The organism is Halomonas salinarum (genome assembly GCF_012062845.1).
Taxonomy (GTDB): Bacteria; Pseudomonadota; Gammaproteobacteria; order Pseudomonadales; family Halomonadaceae; genus Onishia; species Onishia salinarum.
In genome coordinates, this window is record NZ_WWNB01000011.1 from 68,941 (window position 1) to 88,845 (window position 19,905).

Genomic DNA, 19,905 nt, shown 5'->3' on the forward strand with positions numbered 1-19,905 from the left:
AGGATCAATCGCCCTTCAGGCGCCCACCCATCTCCTGCGCCAGATCGACCGCATAGTGATCGGTCATGCCGCCAATAAAGTCGAGCATCCGCCGGTAGCTGTCGTAGAGGCTCCAGGACGTCCGCGGGGTATTCTCGCCGATCAGCGCCAGCACCCGCTGATGCTTGAAGCTTGAATGCCCGGTGGTATACAGCTCGTAGGCAGCGCCGATAAAGGCCTCGAGCAGGATGCCCAGGGTGGTGTAGGCGCCGATCTCCAGCTTGGCCTTGCGCTCGTTCTGGAAGATGCGTTCGCGAGCCAGCTGTTTGGCGGCGCTGACCCCCCAGCCAAGGTCCGGGTGGCAGAGTTCCAGCAAGTCATCGTTGAGCGTACCGGCAAGCATCGCCTGTTCATGCTGAACGAAGACCGCACCGACATCATTGACCGCCCGCTCCATGGCAGCGCCACGCAGCACGGCAATGCGACGCCGCTGGGACACGCCCTGCTCGGTCATGGCGTGGTAGTCCTCCGGCTCACCGCCGGCGATCTGGATCAGGATATCGGCGACTTCATCGAAGCGCAGGATGCCCATTTCCAGGCCATCCTCGAGATCCAGCAACGCATAGCAGATGTCATCGGCGGCCTCGACCAGATAGGCCAGCGGATGGCGACACCAGGCCCAGTCATCGCGCTGCTTGAGCCCGAGCCGGCGCGCCACTTCGGCAAGCTGCTCGCGCTCGGACTGATAGCAGCCAAACTTGCCGGCCGTACCGCCGTGTTCCACCGTCCAGGGATACTTGAGCAGGGTGCCAAGCGTGGCCCCGGTCAGGCGCATGCCGCCGTTGAACTGGTTGTACTCGATCTGGGTGACGATGCGAAACCCCTGGGCGTTGCCCTCGTAGGTCAGCAGGTCGCGGCGCTGAAGCGGTGATAATTCCTCGAGATAGCCAAGGCCATCGGCCTCGGCGCGCTTGAACCAGTCGCGTATAGCATACTCGCCAGCGTGCCCGAAGGGCGGATTGCCAATGTCGTGACCCAGACATGCCGCCTGCACGATCACGCCAAGGTCGGCGGGGGTAATCCAGTCGGGCAGCCGCTCGCGCAGCCCCTCACCGACGATCATGCCCAGGCTTCTGCCCACGCAGCCGACCTCCATCGAATGCGTCAGACGGGTATGAATATGGTCATTATCGGTCAGCGGGTGCACCTGGGTCTTGCGCCCCAGGCGTCGGAAGGAACCGGCGAAGACGATCCGGTCATGGTCCTTGTGAAACGGGCTGCGGCCCAGCTCCTCGCGGAGCGCGCGGGGCTTGTCGTTGAGCCGGTGCGGGTCCAGCAGGTGTTCCCAGTGCATCAGCGTCATGGCGCCTCCTCAGGTCAGGGGTTCCATTCTGGCACCCCCCTTGCCACCCGGCCAGCATCTACCGCTTACCGCCTCCATTGCATGACGCGCTCAGTCGTCGGCCAGCGCCGGCAGCAGCACCTTTAGTTTGCCGGCCCTTATCAAGCGCGTGTATGACGCCCCCGTTCCATGACGTGCTCAGTCGTCAGCCAGTGCCGGCAGCAGCACCTTTAATTTACGGGTCAGTGTATTGCGCCCCCAACCCAGCAGCTCGGCGGCCTCGCCCTTGCGCCCACCGGTATGCTTGAGCGCGGTTTCAATGAGGATGCGCTCGAAGTCTGGCACCGCCTCCTCGAGCAGATGCGTCTGCCCGGCAGCCAGGGCACGATCGGCCCACTCACGAAAGGCGCTGCGCCAGTCGCCGGCCGCCACCTCGGTGCCCTCGGTCGAGCGAAGCTCCGGCGGCAGGTCGTCGATCATCACCTCGCGGCCGGAGGCCATCACGGTCAGCCAACGACAGGTGTTCTCCAGCTGGCGCACATTGCCGGGCCAGGGCAGCCGCGCCAAATGGCTTTCGGCCTCCGGCGTCAGTACCTTGGCTTCGGCGGACAGCTCCTTGGCCGCCTCGGCAAGAAAGTGCTGCGTCAGGCGCGGAATATCTTCGCGGCGCTCGGCAAGGGTCGGCAGATGCACGCGAATCACATTGAGGCGATGAAACAGGTCCTCGCGAAAGCGTCCATCACTGACCAGGGTCTCGAGGTTCTGGTGGGTGGCGGCAATGATGCGCACGTCCGCCTTCACCGAGACATGACCACCGACCCGGTAGAACTCGCCGTCGGCCAGCACGCGCAGCAGCCGGGTCTGGGTATCCGGTGGCATGTCGCCGATTTCATCGAGAAACAGGGTCCCGCCGTCGGCCTGCTCGAAGCGACCTCGGCGCTGAGCGGCGGCACCGGTGAAGGCGCCCTTCTCATGGCCAAATAGCTCGGACTCCATCAGATCCTTGGGGATCGCCGCCATGTTCAAGGCGATGAACGGCTTGCCAGCCCGTGGGCTGTGCTGGTGCAAGGCCTGGGCGACACGCTCCTTGCCGGTGCCGGACTCGCCGTTGATCAATACAGTGATATGCGAATGCGAGAGCCGGCCGATGGCGCGAAACACCTCCTGCATGGCCGGCGCTTCGCCGATGATTTCGGCCCCCAGGCCTTCAGGCGCCTCGAAGGGGCGCTGACGTTCGCGGGCATGGGCGACGGCGCGGCGCACCAGGGCCAGTGCCTCATCGACATCAAAGGGCTTGGGAAGATACTCGAAGGCGCCGCCCTGATAGGAGGCCACGGCACTGTCGAGATCCGAGTGGGCGGTCATCACGATCACCGGCAGGTCCGGATAAAGCTCGCGGACCCGTGCCATCAGCTCGAGGCCATCGAGCCCCGGCATGCGAATATCGGTGATCAGCACATCGGGAGGCGATTTTTCCAGGCTGGCGAGCGCCGAATCACCTCGTTCGAAGCTCTCGACCGAAAGATCCGGCTGTGCCAGGGAGCGCTCCAGCACCCAACGGATGGCACGGTCGTCGTCGACGATAACGATACGCGCGGGGTCGGTCATGATGCCTCCAGCGGGATAAGGACGTGATCAGTAAGAAAAGTGTGAGCAGCAAGAGACGTGATAGTGGCCATCATGGGCGGTCACCCTGGCGATCCGGCGACGGCTCCAGCGGCACCAGCAACCGGAATTCGGTGGCACCGGGCTCGCTGTCGCATTCGATCAGCCCCTGATGCTTGTGCAGAATCGATTGCGCGATCGACAGCCCCAGGCCACTGCCCTCGGCGCGCCCGGAGACCATCGGGAAAAAAAGCGTCTCACGAAGCGACTCGGGAATCCCCGGGCCGTTGTCGATGATCGCCACTTCACAGACCAGACGATGGCGCTCGGTCCCCAGGGTGAACTGGCGCCGGGCGCGGGTGCGAAGGGTCAGCCTGGGGGTCGTGGTGTGGGCATCATCCATGGCCTCGACCGCATTGCGTGCGATGTTGAGGACCGCCTGAATCATCCGCGACTCGTCGCCCTGAAACTCCGGCAGGCTCGGGTCATAGTCACGCACCAGCTCTACATCCGGGTGTTCGGCGACGATCAGCGAACGCACTCGCTCAAGCACCTTATGAATATTGAAAAGGGCGTCATGGACGGGCTGATTGGGGCCCAGCATGCGGTCGACCATGTCACGCAGCCGGTCTGCCTCCTCGACAATGATGCGGGTGAATTCCTTGAGCGATGGATCCGGCAGGTCGCGTTCCAGCAACTGTGCCGCACCGCGGATCCCGCCGAGCGGATTCTTGACCTCATGAGCAAGGCCACGCGTCAGCGTCTTGATGGTCTGCTGACGAGCAATCAGCGCTTCCTCGCGGGAGATGCGCATCAAGCGGTCCCGGGGCTCGACCTCGAGCAACAGCTCCTCTTTTGACAGCGGGGTCACCGTGAAATCGGCCGTTATCACCTCACCGCTGCCATTGGTCAGCACCGCCTCACGTTGCGTGAAGGGATGCAGCTCATCACGGGCCTTGCACAGCACCTCGGCAATGGCCCCTTCGATGCCTTCCAGTGGCTCAAGGCAAGTACCGCGCACACGCTTGAGGCTGACGGCCAGCAGTGCCTCCGCGGCGGGATTCATCCAGCGCACCCGTAGATCGCCGTCCAACAACAGAACGGCAGCACTTAGATGCTCCAGCAGACGTTGATACATGGTGCACTTCGCTCGGTCAGCATTCCCTATTGCTTTGCAAGAACCACGCCAGCCTTACAAAGGCCGCTGTTCTGGGCATAGGGGAACGTCGTTATCAGATGAGCGCACCACTTTAGTGCATGGCGAAGGGTAGTACATCCCTTTCTGTTGCGCGGCGAGGGTCAGGGAGAAGCGTTGGCAGCGTTGTTGGGATTGCGGGGCAGGTTGACGCTTGCGCGCTGCACGAAGAGCGTCACCGGCTCACTGCGATGGCGTACCCGGCCCTCGGCATCCAACAGCTCGGCCACCAGCTGGTGCTCACCACGCTCCAGGCCGGTGACCATGAAAACCGGCGAGTGCAGCGCCGACTGGCTGACCTGCCCATCGACCAACAGCCGCACCTGATGATCGTCCCGCAGCTCAGGTTCTATCGATAACTCGACCTGGACATTACCGGCATAGCCCGTCGGCAGCGTCTGTTCTTGCTTGGGAGACGCGATACGAAAGGTGGAATAGGGCAGGAAGGGAGGCGCAGCGGATTGATTGTTGCTACTGCGCTGGTCATTGCTCGCGCCATTGCTTGCTGAGGGCGAAGACGCCTGGGGAGGCGCCGGCACCACGGTCAGCGGCGAAAGCGTCACCGCCTCCCCGCGCTGAGGCCGATCAGAGTAGCTGACGTTGCCCTGCTCATCGACGTGGCGATATACCGTGGCGGCCGAGGCGATAACGGGCATCAGAGCGAGTATCAGCGACACCGCTATCAACGTGCCCGGCCGGACAACTGAGGCGGCGGGCTTGGCGACTGTCCTTTCGACTAGCATCCTTTTGTTCTCCCGGGGACTGACCCTATCGATGGCTGGCTAATGGCTAATGGCTAATGGCTAATGGCTAATGGCTACGTCGAGTGTACCCAAAAAAAAGGGGACCGCATGAGCGGTCCCCTTTGGTGATTCACCAATACGCCGACGCTAGGCCGGCGATTGGCCATCCGTCGCTGTTTTAGCAGCTGTAGTACATGTCGAACTCGATCGGATGCGTGGCCATGCGCAGGCGCTCGACGTCTTCTTCCAGCAGCTCGATGTAGGCATCGATCATGTCGTCGGTGAAGACGCCACCTTCGGTCAGGAAGCCACGATCGGCATCCAGTGCCTCCAATGCCTGGTCCAGGCTCTCGGCGACGGTGGGGATGGCCTTGCCTTCTTCCGGCGGCAGGTCATAAAGATTCTTGTCCATGGCATCGCCCGGATGAATCTTGTTCTTGATGCCGTCGATACCGGCCATCAGCATCGCCGCGAAGCACAGGTACGGGTTGGCGGTCGGGTCCGGGAAACGGGTCTCGACACGCTTGCCCTTCGGGCTTGCGGTGTACGGAATACGAATGGAGGCGGAACGGTTGCGCGCCGAGTAGGCCAGCATCACCGGCGCCTCGAAGCCCGGCACCAGACGCTTGTAGGAGTTGGTGGAGGGGTTGGTGAAGGCATTCAGGGCACGGGCGTGCTTGATGACGCCACCGATGTAGTAGAGCGCCATTTCGGACAGCCCGGCGTACTCGTCCCCGGCGAACTGGTTGACGCCGTCCTTCCAAAAGGACTGGTGGACGTGCATGCCGGAGCCGTTGTCACCGACCAGCGGCTTGGGCATGAAGGTGGCCGTCTTGCCATAAGCGTGCGCCACATTGTGGATCACGTACTTCATGGACTGCACTTCATCGGCCTTCTGGACCAGGGTGTTGAACTTCACACCGATCTCGTTCTGGCCGGCGTTGGACACCTCGTGGTGGTGCACCTCGACGCTCTGGCCGATGGCTTCCAGGGTGTTGCACATGGCGCCGCGCATGTCGTGGAAGCTATCCACCGGCGGAACCGGGAAGTAGCCGCCCTTGACCCGCGGACGGTGGCCCATGTTGCCGCCTTCGACGGCGCTGTCGGTGGCCCAGGCGCCTTCTTCGGAGGTGATCTTGTACATGGAGCCCTGGATGTCGGACTTCCAGTGCACCTCGTCGAAGATGAAGAACTCGGGCTCCGGGCCGAAGAAGGCGGTATCACCAAGGCCGGTGGACTGCAGAAACGCCTCGGCGCGCTTGGCGATGGAGCGCGGATCACGCTCGTAGCCCTGCATGGTGGCCGGCTCGATGATGTCGCAGCGCAGCACCAGGGTGGCGTCTTCGGTGAACGGGTCCAGGTAAGCGCTGCCGTCTTCCGGGCGCAGGATCATGTCGGACTCGTTGATGCCTTTCCAGCCGGAGATGGAGGAACCATCGAACATCTGACCGTTTTCGAAGAACTCTTCATCCACGGAGTGCGCCGGAATGGTGACGTGCTGCTCCTTGCCCTTGGTATCGGTGAAGCGCAGGTCTACCCACTTGATGTCATGTTCTTCGATCAGTGCGAGGGTCTTCTCAGACATGGTGTCCTCCAGAGGATGAGCAATGGCTCTAATATGATTGGCGTGTGCCCGGCGAGGTCATCCACGCCTCGGGCGCGTCGCGATGGCGAAACGGGGCCGAGTCGTTTGTACCATGCCAGGAGCGTCAGGCCCATGGCCGCCGGTACAGGACATGAAAAACATCATGTCACTGCAAAGATGTTAGTGTCATGAGCAATGCAGGGGACGTGCCAAAATGGCGCATCATACCTGCGCATTAAAATAACCTTTTGATTGGCAAATATTTTTTCTTGTGCCCTGTCAGATAGCACAGAGCGACATCCTCTACCTCCACCGTGTGTCACCTTCAATGGATCTTTATAGTGCACCATTGTGACTCGCGATCCGCGCCTTGTGCACCAAAATGCAGCGAAGCTATGGCTGAGCACCACGCTTAGCCACCCCACCAGTTTGGCTGAGCCAGAGCTCCCCTTCGAAGCTTTCCATATCAGCTAAAGATGTTATTGCTACTTAGTGAAACTCAAAGCTACACTTCATTACACATGATAGTGCTGGCTGGCGCCTTCATGGAATGGCATGCCTGGAGCCGGTGACATCCTGCTCCGCGACACGGCCTTTCAGGTCGGTTGCCCCGTCCACGCAGGAGCGTCACCGCAGATGAATGCCTATAGCATCATTATTGATACACGGCTCATGGGCGCCCAGCTGCCACGCTGCTTGGCGACGCTCAGCGAAGCCGTGAAACGGCATCCCTCGCGGGTCGACATTCAGGTCATCGGCATCGACGAAACCGCACGCCTGACGACCCTGAGTCGACGCTTCGGTGGACGTTTCACCGTCTGCGATCATGCCACCGTCGGCGCCCGAAGCAATGCCGTCGCCCGTCTTACCTCTGCCGACATCCTGATTTTCATTTCCCCCCTCGGTCGGCAACACAGCAGCTGGCTCGGCAAGGTTGATGATCTGTTCGAGCGCCAGCAATGGGATGCCGTGGTCTTCCAGCCTCATACCACTGTATTGATGACAACCCTGCGCCGGCTGTGGAATATCACTACACCACCCGGTACCCTGTGCGTCGCCCGCCAGTGGTTCGAGCGCATCGGAGGTTTCGACTCCGGCCTCGACGCAAACGCCCACGAGGATCTGGTGGAGCGCCTGCGCGCCTGTCATGCGCGCATCATGGAAGTCCCGCTATAATCCCGCGGCATCGACAACTCCTCGTGGCATGACAGACCTTCGGCATCACGCCATAGTGCCGTTGCGTCAACGAGTGAGTATCCACGCATCACCGTCGAGTTCTGACTGGCGCGCACGCTCATGAAGGCCATTTGGCTCACTCCATGTACCTGTGCCGACGACCTGAGTTGAGAGCATCGCGCCACCTCACTACTGACCAGAACAGACCGAGTGTCAGTGATTCAGCGCTGTCTGCGGCGAGAATTCGCGCGCAACGCTGGTAGGGGCACCGGCCCGGATACTATAATGTCGCCCAATTTTCGCAGCAGGATCCCGTCGTGATCGAGAATCTTCGCAACATCGCCATCATCGCCCACGTTGACCATGGTAAGACTACCCTGGTCGACAAGCTCCTCAGCCAGTCCGGCACCCTCGACCGCAAGGCCGAAGGGCAAGAGCGGATCATGGACTCCAACGACCAGGAGAAGGAACGCGGCATCACCATCCTGGCCAAGAACACCGCGATTCTTTGGCACGACACCAAGGACGACAAGGACTACCACATCAACATCGTCGACACGCCGGGACACGCCGACTTCGGTGGCGAGGTCGAGCGCGTGATGTCGATGGTGGATTCGGTGCTGCTGATGGTCGATGCGGTCGATGGCCCGATGCCCCAGACTCGCTTCGTGACCCAGAAAGCCTTCGATAAGGGCCTCAAGCCGATCGTCGTGGTCAACAAGATCGACCGCCCGGGCGCGCGTCCGGACTGGGTCATCGACCAGATCTTCGACCTGTTCGACAACCTCGGTGCCAACGACGAGCAGCTCGACTTCCCGATCATCTACTGCTCGGCCCTGAACGGCATCGCCGGCGAAGAGCCGGAATCCCTCGCCGACGACATGACGCCGATGTTCCGCGCCATCGTCGATATCGTCGAGCCGCCCAAGGTCGAGCTCGACGGCCCGCTGCAGATGCAGGTCTCGGCGCTGGACTACAACAGCTACGTCGGCGTCATCGGCCTTGGCCGCATCAAGCGCGGTGCCATCAGCCCGGGCCAGCAGGTCAGCGTCATTACCAAGGAAGGCAACACCCGCAAGGGCAAGATCGGCCAGGTGATGACCCACATGGGTCTGGAGCGTGTGCAGACCGATAAGGCCACTGCCGGCGACATCGTCTGCATCACCGGCATCGACGCCCTGGCGATCTCCGACACCATCTGTGATCCGGCCCACGTCGAAGCACTACCCAAGCTGTCCGTCGACGAGCCGACCGTGTCCATGACCTTCCAGGTCAACGACTCGCCGATGGCCGGCCGTGACGGCAAGTACGTCACCAGCCGCAACATCAAGGATCGCCTCGAGCAGGAATTGATCCACAACGTGGCATTGCGCGTCGAACAGGGCGAAACGCCAGAGAGATTCAAGGTCTCCGGCCGCGGCGAGCTGCACCTGTCCGTGCTGATCGAAAGCATGCGTCGTGAAGGCTTCGAGCTGGCCGTGGGCCGCCCCGAGGTCATCATCCGCGAGATCGATGGCGTCAAGCAGGAGCCTTACGAGGAAGTCATCATCGACTGTGAAGAGGCGCACCAGGGCGCCATCATGGAAGAGCTTGGCTATCGCAAGGGCGAGATGACCAACATGAACCCGGACGGCAAGGGCCGTGTTCGTCTGGACTTCATCATCCCGGCGCGTGGCCTGATCGGCTTCCGCGGTCAGTTCCTGACCCTGACCTCCGGTACCGGCATCCTCACCAGCCGCTTCGATCATTACGGCGACCTCAAGCCCGATGCCTCCATCGAGCGTCGCAACGGCGTACTGGTCTCCATGGTGCCCGGCAAGGCCCTGGCCTATGCCCTCTTCGCCCTGCAGGATCGCGGCAAGCTGATCGTTGAGCACGGCACCGAGGTCTACGAAGGCATGCTGATCGGCATCAACAACCGTGCCGACGACATGGTGGTCAACCCGACCAAGGCCAAGAAGCTCGATAACATGCGCGCCTCAGGCAACGACGAGAACCTCGTGCTGACGCCGCCCATCCGCTTCACCCTTGAGCAGGCCATCGAATTCCTCGACAGCGACGAGCTGGTCGAGATCACGCCAAACCACATCCGCCTGCGCAAGAAGCACCTCAAGGAAAACGAACGCAAGCGCTCCAAGAAGGGCTGATCAAGCCTTTCGCGCGCCCTTGAGCACGCCTGCTCTTGAATATCATGGCGCCCCGGCGCCATGATCAAAAAGCCCACCGCTTGCGGTGGGCTTTTTCGTTAGCCGAAATAATGGCTAATATAAGAACAGCATTCGTTATTTAACACCTCATTATCGCCATCTTCGCCATAAAAAGGAGAGCCAGTATGCACAAACACGTAGAATGGGATGATCCCGGCCAGTACAGCGTGCTCGCCTTCTACGCCAACACCCAGGGCGAACACACCGACCCACACCCCGGCAGTATCATCAACGCCCACTACCAGGGCATCAGTGTTCGGGTCCGGGTCGAAGCCTACGTCAACGACGACACCAGCATCGGCGAAGTGGTCGCCCTGATCAGTCCGCGCACCGGCGAGCGCAAGCAGTCATATCGTAATCTCGCGCTTGGCGATATGGTGCGCCTGCCCGACACGATGCGCTGCATCGAGCCCCGGCTACCCGACGACGAGGATGACGAAGACGAAGACTGAGTGTGCTCACATTCACCGCTCAGGGTAACGTCACCTCCTGTATGCACTAACTGTGTGCACGGACGTTAAGAGCCAAGTCCGGTTATGCTTGTCTCTTGATCCCACCTCAAGGCCAGTGAATCCACTGGCCTGATTCGGAGACTCGCCATGAAAGCCTTGTGTTCACTGCTCTTGAGCCTGGCCGCCGCCCCGGCACTGGCCGGCCAAGCCGTCGATTACGAGATCAACGGCCAGCCCTATCAGGGCTATCACGCCGCCGCCCGGGGTGAACCCAAGGGCAGCGTGTTGATCATTCATGACTGGGACGGGCTGACGGACTACGAAATGCGCCGCGTCGACATGCTGGCCGCCGCGGGCTACGACGCCTTTGCCGCCGACCTTTACGGCGCCGGCAACCGCCCGGTGGATACCGCCGCCAAGAAAGCCGAGACCGCCAAGCTCTACGAGGACCGCCAGGCCATGCGCGAACGCACCTTGGCGGCGCTCGCCCAGTCGCAGCGACTGGGCGATAGCGACACCGTGGTGATGGGTTACTGCTTCGGCGGCGCCGTGGTGCTGGAGCTGGCTCGCGCTGGCAGCGCCGAGCATATCAAGGGCTACGCCACCTTCCATGGCGGTCTCAGCACGCCCGAAGGGCAGTCCTACTCCGCCGACATGCCGCCCCTGCTGGTCGCACACGGCGGCGCCGACACCTCGGTCAGCATGGATGATGTCGCCGCCCTGTCCCAGGAGCTTGAAGCCGCCAACGCCACCTACGAGATTCAGGTCTATTCCGGCGCCCCGCATGCCTTCACCGTGCTTGGCAGCGAGCGCTACGACGCCCGCGCCGACCAGCACTCCTGGGATGCCTTCAACGACCTGCTCGAGGAAACACTGGGCTCACCGGCTCCCTGATCACATCGGCGTACCCTTGCCCTCGCTCGCCTCGCCCGCCAGGTACTGTTCCGCCGTCAGCATGAACAGACGCCGGAACAGTTCGTGGATGGCCTCTTCACGCTTGAGGGCCAACAATTCTTCATCCACCTCTTCGCCCTCAGGTGGCGCGCAGCGCGGATACTCCCAGGCCAGGCGAACAGCGCCAGAGCTGGCATCGCGAATCTGCAGGCTGGGGTTGGCTCCCTTGAGACGAGTATCGATCTGGTAAGGCATGACAGGCTCCTCGATTGACGCAACAAATGATAATGATTGTCATTTGCAATCTAGGCGCCCACACATCTCCTGTCAATGCCGCCTGCGTCGAAAAACGGCCGATGCAATACGAAGCGCTCCTTTGCCAATTGGCGAAAGGAGCGCTAGGTTATTGCTCGAACATTCAACTAAAGAGCCCTCATGAACAACGTCTCTCGACGCTCTATCACCGCCCTCCTCGCCCTCGGTCTCACGCCGTTCACCGCTCAGGCCGATGCCCTCGCACAGCAGCTAGCCGATCTGCAGAGTTTCCAGATCATCGCCCACCGTGGCGCCAGCGGCTATGCCCCGGAGCACACCTGGGCCGCCTACGAGCAGGCACGTGACATGGGTGCCGACTACCTCGAGCTGGATCTGCACATGAGCGCCGATGGTCGGCTGATAGTGATTCATGACGAGACGCTTGATCGCACCACCGACGGCGAAGGCAAGGTAAAGGAGCACTCGCTTGAAGCGCTCAAGGCCCTGGACGCCGGCGCTTGGTTCAACGAGGCCAACCCCGAGCGTGCCGATGAGGCCTATGCCGGCGCCCAACTGCTGACGCTGGACAACGTGATCGACCGCTACGGCAGTGACGTGCGCTACTACATCGAGACCAAGTCGCCCGAACGCTACCCGGAACTGCAGCGCGCCCTGGTCGAGACCCTTGAAGCAGAAGGTCTGGTGAGTTCCGGCTCAGTGATCATCCAATCGTTCAGCCGCGACAGCCTGCAGCAGGTCCAGAAGCTCAATGCAGATATCCCCCTGGTGCAGCTGGTGTGGTACTCCCCCGCTGAAGACGGCGACGGCCTCACCGAGTGGACCGGCGTGACCCCCGCCCCCGCTGACATCACCGACGCCGACTTTCAGGCCATCGCCGACTACGCCGTGGGCATCGGCCCCAACGTCGTCTACGACGGCGAAGATGTGATCGACGCAAGCTTCGTCGAACAGGCCCACCAAAACGGCCTGCTGGTGCACCCCTACACCATCAACGACCCCGAGCAGATGCAGCGCCTACTCGACTGGGGCGTCGATGGCATGTTCACCAACTTCCCCGATCGACTGAACGCCATCGTCGAGTGAGGCCACCCCTCACCACGCTCTATAGGGCCGGCCCGGCCATTTGCGCCGGGCCAGCTGCGACCGCTAAAGCGCCAAGCGCCCCACGGCGTTCTTATCCCAACGCCTCTTCTACCAAGGCGCGCGCCTCCCGCGTCATCGGCAGCTCAAGCGTCAGTTCATGCGCCGCCGGCGACATTTTCTTCCAGGTTTTCTGCACAATGCGGATCAGGTGGTCGTGCTCTATCTGCTTCGAGAAGTCGGCGAAGTAGTTCTCCAGAAACACCAGACAGGCGCAATCTTCCACCGCCTGAGTGCCTTCATCGCGCCCCAGGCCCTGCTTGCGGATCATTTGCGCCACGCGTTCGGCCTGCTCGTCCGAGTAACCAGCCTCTTTCATTGTCTTCGCCGTGATCTCGCCGGCCCGCCGGCCCTGATCGCGCCGCCAGCTGAGATACCCCACCCGGCCTTCGGGGTAATCCTCGCGCGGCACCTGCCAGCGCTTAAGATGCTGACCGCGCACCGCCAGCTGCAACAGCTCATCCGGCGAGTCCCGCAGGCTCGCCAGCCAGGCACTCATCCGCCGCGCATGCCAAAGCTCACGGGGCAGCGATTCGCCCTCGACCTCGACGCTTCTTGGGTCTTGCCCATGCAAGGCATCGAGAGCGGCAAGCGTCTGATCAAAAGAAGACGTCATGGCAGCACTCCATTGGTGGAAATAGACAATCAGCCTAACGATGAAAGACCGGGGCAAACACCTAAGACCGCCTCATAGCATACTCGGTGTTTTCACCGGTGTTGTTGATAGCACTCACTCTAGCTGCCTGGGCGGCAGCGAACAGCAGATCATTGCGTGACCCGAGGGCATCAATTTTCTGAGCTGCCTGGGCGGCAGCGAACTTCCCGATGCCCGCTCTATTCTCAGCCGAACGTTTCTGAGCTGCCTGGGCGGCAGCGAACTCGCCGATTGGATGCAGATCACGGTGCGTGACTTTCTGAGCTGCCTGGGCGGCAGCGAACGGCCCGCCGTGAGAAAATCAGCCGGGTGGTGTTTTCTGAGCTACCTGGGCGGCAGCGAACGTTTTGTGGCGGCCGCGCACGACGATCTCGACTTTCTGAGCTGCCTGGGCGGCAGCGAACACCCGCACCGCCCAGGTGATCGCCGACACCATTTTCTGAGCTGCCTGGGCGGCAGCGAACCCACACCGGTGCTGTAGTCGATCTCGCCCTCGTTTCTGAGCTGCCTGGGCGGCAGCGAACCATCGCCGACCTGGTCGGCAACGTCTGGGAGTCTTCTGAGCTGCCTGGGCGGCAGCGAACTCGGGCGGTGTCTCATGGCGCAGCCATGCGGTTTTCTGAGCTGCCTGGGCGGCAGCGAACTGCCCGCCCCCATCGCCAGGCTCTACCGCGAATTTCTGAGCTGCCTGGGCGGCAGCGAACATACCGTCCGCGTATCCATGGCGCCCGGCGGTTTTCTGAGCTGCCTGGGCGGCAGCGAACGCTGGCGCGTCGGTGATAAGCTAAGGGCGACATTTCTGAGCTGCCTGGGCGGCAGCGAACTGCAGGTGGTGCGCCATGGCCAGGGCGGCAGCTTTCTGAGCTGCCTGGGCGGCAGCGAACATCACCGATGGCGTGACGACGATGCGCGCCGATTTCTGAGCTGCCTGGGCGGCAGCGAACTTGCGCCGAAACACATACCCGCCGAGCAGCTCTTTCTGAGCTGCCTGGGCGGCAGCGAACGGGCTGCCAATGGATCGTGACGAGCATGTGATTTTCTGAGCTGCCTGGGCGGCAGCGAACCACATCGCAAAACTCATTTTCTGACGGTTCTTTTTCTGAGCTGCCTGGGCGGCAGCGAACGTCTATTTTCGTCGACTAAACGGCCAGGCCAATTTCTGAGCTGCCTGGGCGGCAGCGAACTGATTATCTGCATCCACTCAGGCCCGCCATCATTTCTGAGCTGCCTGGGCGGCAGCGAACATCACCTCACCCATTACGCGAGTCTTGCCTATTTTCTGAGCTGCCTGGGCGGCAGCGAACATCACTAGGCGGCAAGAGGCACGCAGAGGGAATTTCTGAGCTGCCTGGGCGGCAGCGAACGCCGAGGCTCAGGCCACGCGCATCGACGCGATTTTCTGAGCTGCCTGGGCGGCAGCGAACCAGTCGCGCCGGGTCCGGCATCCGCTCGGGGTTTTCTGAGCTGCCTGGGCGGCAGCGAACAGCAGCGTCTGCCCTTGATACGTCAACATGTATTTCTGAGCTGCCTGGGCGGCAGCGAACGATCGGCGCCGGCAAGCTACCCCTTCACCTGTTTTCTGAGCTGCCTGGGCGGCAGCGAACGCCAGCCAATGGGCATGGTACAGAAGACCGAGTTTCTGAGCTGCCTGGGCGGCAGCGAACCTGGCCTGGGCAAAGGGTCTCATTCCTCTTCATTTCTGAGCTGCCTGGGCGGCAGCGAACGCGGTAGGACGGGTAGCACCTGGACGGGTAGCTTTCTGAGCTGCCTGGGCGGCAGCGAACACGGTGATGGTCAGGGCCGCGCTGTCCAGCACTTTCTGAGCTGCCTGGGCGGCAGCGAACGAGTTCGATACCTTCCTGTCCTGGCAAAAGATTTTCTGAGCTGCCTGGGCGGCAGCGAACGCCAATGCATCTGGTGCATGCTGGTGCAAGTCTTTCTGAGCTGCCTGGGCGGCAGCGAACGACCGGCATAACGTCATCTGGTGCCGCTATCATTTCTGAGCTGCCTGGGCGGCAGCGAACGTGCTCTCCCCTACCTCGAACTCAATGCCGGCTTTCTGAGCTGCCTGGGCGGCAGCGAACGCGCGCCCAGATGTCGATATAACTGACATTTCTTTCTGAGCTGCCTGGGCGGCAGCGAACCGAGGACATCTGGACGGCCAATGCCCGCTTCGTTTCTGAGCTGCCTGGGCGGCAGCGAACCGCCAGCTGCGTGACGCGCTCAACCGCTGGGATTTCTGAGCTGCCTGGGCGGCAGCGAACTCATCGTGGATTGTTCGGTGCGCAGCTTACGCTTTCTGAGCTGCCTGGGCGGCAGCGAACGTGCAGGTGGATCACCTGGTCGGTGGCTACCTTTTCTGAGCTGCCTGGGCGGCAGCGAACCGTTGCCCGATGAATGGATGGACTGCCCCGATTTTCTGAGCTGCCTGGGCGGCAGCGAACACCTGGGGCGGGTAAGACATTGCGCACCGTCTTTTCTGAGCTGCCTGGGCGGCAGCGAACTCTCGTGTTGTTGCTGGCTCTTCTGCTCTCCTTTTCTGAGCTGCCTGGGCGGCAGCGAATGCTGCGGCCGTATTTCAGCATGCCGTCCAGCATTTCTGAGCTGCCTGGGCGGCAGCGAACCGTATGACAAACAATAGGCACCAGCTGATACTTTTCTGAGCTGCCTGGGCGGCAGCGAACCTGCCATGCTCGCGTTCCGTACGTCCGGTGGGTTTCTGAGCTGCCTGGGCGGCAGCGAATGACGATGCCCAGCTCGATGCCTTGTTCGAGCATTTCTGAGCTGCCTGGGCGGCAGCGAACGATGGTGGCGAGCGGCTGGCCTTCCAGCGACATTTCTGAGCTGCCTGGGCGGCAGCGAACTAGCTGACGCCGGCCAGCGGGCGCTCGCTATATTTCTGAGCTGCCTGGGCGGCAGCGAACTAGCCGCGCCTGGATCGTTTTGCCGGTCGGCTTTTCTGAGCTGCCTGGGCGGCAGCGAACTAGCCGCGCCTGGATCGTTTTGCCGGTCGGCTTTTCTGAGCTGCCTGGGCGGCAGCGAACCCGCATCGGCATAATTGACCGGCTCGCCGGTCTTTCTGAGCTGCCTGGGCGGCAGCGAACCAGCATGAGGTGACCTCGGTGCATCTCGCCGATTTCTGAGCTGCCTGGGCGGCAGCGAACTGCCCCGGCCTTCACTCGCCCGTAGTCAGCCATTTCTGAGCTGCCTGGGCGGCAGCGAACTCGCTGCCTTGCACAGAGGTCAGAGCGCCGGATTTCTGAGCTGCCTGGGCGGCAGCGAACGCGCTGTGCAACGTCATCGGGCCGATCTTCGATTTCTGAGCTGCCTGGGCGGCAGCGAACTCACAGACGCCGCGCGCGCCGATGTTGCTGTTTTTCTGAGCTGCCTGGGCGGCAGCGAACACCGGAATGTTGACGTGATCGCCGGCCGGGAATTTCTGAGCTGCCTGGGCGGCAGCGAACATGGAGCGCTCGGAGCAGCGTAGTCGCGACATTTTCTGAGCTGCCTGGGCGGCAGCGAACGAGGACAGCACGCTGAACCTCAGCCCGGAGATTTTCTGAGCTGCCTGGGCGGCAGCGAACAGCCAACATCTTGGTCCACCGCCCCACCGGCTTTTCTGAGCTGCCTGGGCGGCAGCGAACGAACAGGAGAAAGCTGCGCACCGCAGTATCAATTTCTGAGCTGCCTGGGCGGCAGCGAACTCTGCTTGAACGTGGATACGGACGCTGTTGACATTTCTGAGCTGCCTGGGCGGCAGCGAACCCACTCGGCAAATCGGCGGCGATACTCCACCATTTCTGAGCTGCCTGGGCGGCAGCGAACGCGTGATAATGCGCGTCTTGCCCTTCTGAAACTTTCTGAGCTGCCTGGGCGGCAGCGAACTTCGGCTATACGAGCCTCAGCCAGTGCATTGATTTCTGAGCTGCCTGGGCGGCAGCGAACATCACGACGAGAACTATCAACGCAAGTAAATTTTTCTGAGCTGCCTGGGCGGCAGCGAACTAGCCGGTGATTGCGGTGGCCGGTATCCAGAATTTCTGAGCTGCCTGGGCGGCAGCGAACCCGCTGATCGGCGACCCCGGCGACGGCTCTTCTTTCTGAGCTGCCTGGGCGGCAGCGAACGCCATCGTGCCGGGCTCTCTCGTTCCTGGAGGTTTCTGAGCTGCCTGGGCGGCAGCGAACTACACATCGCGCCCCTTTCCGCCGCTCAGGAATTTCTGAGCTGCCTGGGCGGCAGCGAACACCGCGTTGCCCAACTCCTTGGGATCGAGGGCTTTCTGAGCTGCCTGGGCGGCAGCGAACGATATGTCCGATCCATGTCCAAAATGCAATACTTTCTGAGCTGCCTGGGCGGCAGCGAACAAACCAGCCGATCTGCTTTGACGGCTCAGACTTTTCTGAGCTGCCTGGGCGGCAGCGAACCGCATCGAGGACTACAGCGGTGAGAGCAGCGTTTTCTGAGCTGCCTGGGCGGCAGCGAACGACGACATAACTTTAAAGCCACTCGGGTTAGGTTTCTGAGCTGCCTGGGCGGCAGCGAACCCGCGCCGGCAAGGGTCGAGAGTACCCGGACTTTTCTGAGCTGCCTGGGCGGCAGCGAACTTGGGTGTTTACATGAGTGGAGAGCGATGGGTTTTCTGAGCTGCCTGGGCGGCAGCGAACGCCGCCGGCAAGCGCTTCAACGAGGGCAAGATTTTCTGAGCTGCCTGGGCGGCAGCGAACCACCTGGGCAAGTACGGCTGCCCCAACTGCGATTTCTGAGCTGCCTGGGCGGCAGCGAACGCTCGAAGACGTGATATGGGAGCACAAGCTTTTTTCTGAGCTGCCTGGGCGGCAGCGAACAAGAAAGTTTGTTGATAGTATCGGGGCCGACCTTTCTGAGCTGCCTGGGCGGCAGCGAACTAGAGCTTTTTCAAGCTAAACCCCTGATTGTTAAAGAGCAATAGCCGTAAAGCGCGACGCCCCCTTTTTTTCGGAGGCGTCGCTAACTCATTGTTTTTCAGAGCTCTATAACAACGCTCGAAAAAAGGGTCAGAACCAGGGCACGGTTGCTTCCGTGCTCAAGCCGTAATGGTTGAAGTGACCGCTGATAGGTGTCGGCTGCGGTTCGCCGTGCTCAATGAACAAGGCAAAGCGTTGCTTGCTGGATCGGCTACTGAGTGAAACGAAGGGCAAGGGGATGCGTGGTTCGTTGGTGCGCGCGAACCTGGCTTGCGCCTCCTCGAGGTCGATGGCATGACGCCGTGCGTAGCGCTTTACCTGGCTGTCATTGCCGGTCTTGAACTGTCGTCGCCGGACCACGCAATGCAACGCGTTGTCGGGTACCGGCAGAATCTCGCCGGTCTCTACGAGCTCGCGCATGCCGGCGAGCCAGGGTTGCGCTATGAATTGCGTCAGGCTCTGGTGTTTACCATGTAGGCGCAGCCGGTCACCCGGCGTGCGGGCTCGCACGCCGGTCTTGTGATCTGGAAAACTCACGCCGATATCGTTCGCGTCCAGGTCGAATAGCGCCCGATGCAGCCGGCCATAGAGCGCGCCCATCAGCATGGGTGGCAGAAAATCTGGATCGGGACGCAGGCGAAGGTCGATGTAGTGGTCCATGGTTTACCCCGCGTCGCCGAAGACACCGCCACGAATCAGGGTTGCCATCACGAAGTGCTGCTGCTCGGTCGGCGGCACCTGGTCCTTGAGCAGCCAGTTATCGAGCAGGTTATAGAAGTCCACTTTCTGTTTCGGCTGGCGGTAAGCCGTCCCCTGGGTAGTCACCGAGCCGTAGGGCTCGACCGCGATCGGCCCCAGGTCGCTACCGTTCTCTGGTGTCGGGTACCAGGTGTCGATGGTGCGCAGGGCGTTGCCGATCTTCTGCGAGTGAATGGCAGCACTCTTGTCGTCACCGATGCTGTAGAGCGTCTTGCTCTTTTCACCGCGAGCGCGGTCGAGGATCAGTTCCTGCGAAGGAAAGACCTCCTGGCCGGCGCCGATACGCGCAAAGGCGACCACATCCAGCAGCAGGTACTGCTCGCCGGCCAGCGCTTTGGCGATCACTTCCCCCAACGTGCGGGTCTGCTCGTCGCCGGTGAAGTCACGGGTCGAGCGCTCCAGGGCATTGTCGAAAGTCCACTCTTGTTCGGCCTCCCCGGCCCGGGTCTGACGCACCGTCACTTCGAGCGCTTCGGCCTTGAGGCGATTGCGCCAAAGGAACCGCCCGTTGGCGAGGTTATAGGCGTAGCGATGGGCCAGTTCATGAAAACCGTGCTCGCTGGCATAGCCCTCGACGGCCTGCTTCAGCTTGGCTTGATAGTCGGCACTATTGCAGGCCGAAGGTGTACCGGCGCCGGCCAGCACGCGCAGCGTGAAATGAACCGCCAAGGTATCGGCGTCGTGGGGCAGGGCGGCGACATCTACAGTCTGCAGGTTGGGGTTTTCGATGGCGGCATCGAGTTTGGCCGGATCCTGATCCTTGGTCTTCAGACGGTTGGAGATGGTGCCGCGCACGGACTTTTCCGTGACAGGGATTCGGGGCCATGCGGTGAACTGATGGCGATCCTGCCAGTTGCCGGCACTGAACAGTGCATCGGAAGGGTCGAGCTTGCGCTCGAAGGCGAGGACGGAAGCGGTTTTCAGAGCGTCGTTCTTGGCCATGATGGTTTCTC

14 protein-coding genes and 1 CRISPR repeat array are annotated in these 19,905 nt (G+C 61.8%); of the genes, 5 read left to right on the forward strand and 9 right to left on the reverse strand.

Annotation, left to right across the window (positions count from 1 at the left end; genetic code table 11):
- Positions 1-4: 4 nt before the first annotated feature.
- The 5 genes from HF027_RS09490 to glnA form a co-directional block, all read right to left on the reverse strand.
- On the reverse strand, positions 5-1,342 hold the full coding sequence (locus HF027_RS09490) for a deoxyguanosinetriphosphate triphosphohydrolase (RefSeq protein WP_168015078.1): 1,338 nt from the start codon (positions 1,340-1,342) through the stop codon (positions 5-7).
- A 177-nt stretch (positions 1,343-1,519) separates the two neighbouring features.
- Positions 1,520-2,929, reverse strand: coding sequence for a nitrogen regulation protein NR(I) (gene glnG, locus HF027_RS09495; RefSeq protein WP_168015080.1), 1,410 nt, complete (start codon positions 2,927-2,929; stop codon positions 1,520-1,522).
- 70 nt (positions 2,930-2,999) lie between these two features.
- The gene (gene glnL, locus HF027_RS09500; protein ID WP_168015082.1) at positions 3,000-4,064 is read right to left on the reverse strand and encodes a nitrogen regulation protein NR(II); all 1,065 of its coding nucleotides are present in this window, start codon (positions 4,062-4,064) and stop codon (positions 3,000-3,002) included.
- A gap of 161 nt (positions 4,065-4,225) precedes the next feature.
- On the reverse strand, positions 4,226-4,864 hold the full coding sequence (locus tag HF027_RS09505) for a DUF4124 domain-containing protein (RefSeq protein WP_245184633.1): 639 nt from the start codon (positions 4,862-4,864) through the stop codon (positions 4,226-4,228).
- Positions 4,865-5,042: 178 nt separating this feature from the next.
- Positions 5,043-6,449, reverse strand: coding sequence for a glutamate--ammonia ligase (gene glnA / locus HF027_RS09510; RefSeq protein ID WP_168015084.1), 1,407 nt, complete (start codon positions 6,447-6,449; stop codon positions 5,043-5,045).
- Positions 6,450-7,085: 636 nt separating this feature from the next.
- Here glnA and HF027_RS09515 point away from each other — a divergent pair.
- The 4 genes from HF027_RS09515 (at position 7,086) to HF027_RS09530 (ending at position 11,178) form a co-directional block, all read left to right on the forward strand.
- A complete protein-coding gene (locus HF027_RS09515; RefSeq protein ID WP_168015086.1) occupies positions 7,086-7,625 on the forward strand; it encodes a hypothetical protein in 540 nt (179 codons plus the stop codon).
- Positions 7,626-7,942: 317 nt separating this feature from the next.
- Complete coding sequence (gene typA / locus HF027_RS09520; protein WP_168015088.1) at positions 7,943-9,772, forward strand: translational GTPase TypA; 1,830 nt, start codon at positions 7,943-7,945, stop codon at positions 9,770-9,772.
- A 185-nt stretch (positions 9,773-9,957) separates the two neighbouring features.
- On the forward strand, positions 9,958-10,284 hold the full coding sequence (locus HF027_RS09525; protein WP_168015090.1) for a hypothetical protein: 327 nt from the start codon (positions 9,958-9,960) through the stop codon (positions 10,282-10,284).
- A 147-nt stretch (positions 10,285-10,431) separates the two neighbouring features.
- Positions 10,432-11,178, forward strand: coding sequence for a dienelactone hydrolase family protein (locus HF027_RS09530; RefSeq protein WP_168015092.1), 747 nt, complete (start codon positions 10,432-10,434; stop codon positions 11,176-11,178).
- On the opposite strand, the gene HF027_RS09535 is transcribed toward HF027_RS09530, so the two are convergent.
- Positions 11,179-11,433 (reverse strand): hypothetical protein, encoded by a 255-nt coding sequence (locus HF027_RS09535; protein ID WP_168015094.1) that lies wholly within the window; start codon positions 11,431-11,433, stop codon positions 11,179-11,181.
- 180 nt (positions 11,434-11,613) lie between these two features.
- On the opposite strand from HF027_RS09535, the gene HF027_RS09540 reads away from it, so the two are divergent.
- Positions 11,614-12,537: a glycerophosphodiester phosphodiesterase gene (locus HF027_RS09540; RefSeq protein WP_168015096.1), complete on the forward strand. Its 924-nt coding sequence runs from the start codon at positions 11,614-11,616 to the stop codon at positions 12,535-12,537.
- A gap of 91 nt (positions 12,538-12,628) precedes the next feature.
- On the opposite strand, the gene HF027_RS09545 is transcribed toward HF027_RS09540, so the two are convergent.
- The 3 genes from HF027_RS09545 to csy3 all read right to left on the reverse strand — a co-directional run bounded on the left by HF027_RS09545 (position 12,629) and on the right by csy3 (position 19,894).
- Complete coding sequence (locus tag HF027_RS09545) at positions 12,629-13,210, reverse strand: DUF4202 domain-containing protein (protein WP_168015098.1); 582 nt, start codon at positions 13,208-13,210, stop codon at positions 12,629-12,631.
- Between the two features lie 175 nt (positions 13,211-13,385).
- A CRISPR array of direct repeats spans positions 13,386-18,154; the repeat unit is 28 nt; unit sequence TTTCTGAGCTGCCTGGGCGGCAGCGAAC.
- 129 nt (positions 18,155-18,283) lie between these two features.
- Entirely contained in the window at positions 18,284-18,853 is a 570-nt protein-coding gene (gene cas6f, locus HF027_RS09550) for a type I-F CRISPR-associated endoribonuclease Cas6/Csy4 (protein ID WP_168015100.1), read from the reverse strand.
- A 3-nt stretch (positions 18,854-18,856) separates the two neighbouring features.
- Positions 18,857-19,894, reverse strand: a complete 1,038-nt coding sequence (gene csy3, locus HF027_RS09555) for a type I-F CRISPR-associated protein Csy3 (RefSeq protein ID WP_168015102.1) — start codon at positions 19,892-19,894, stop codon at positions 18,857-18,859.
- Between the last annotated feature and the right edge of the window lie 11 nt (positions 19,895-19,905).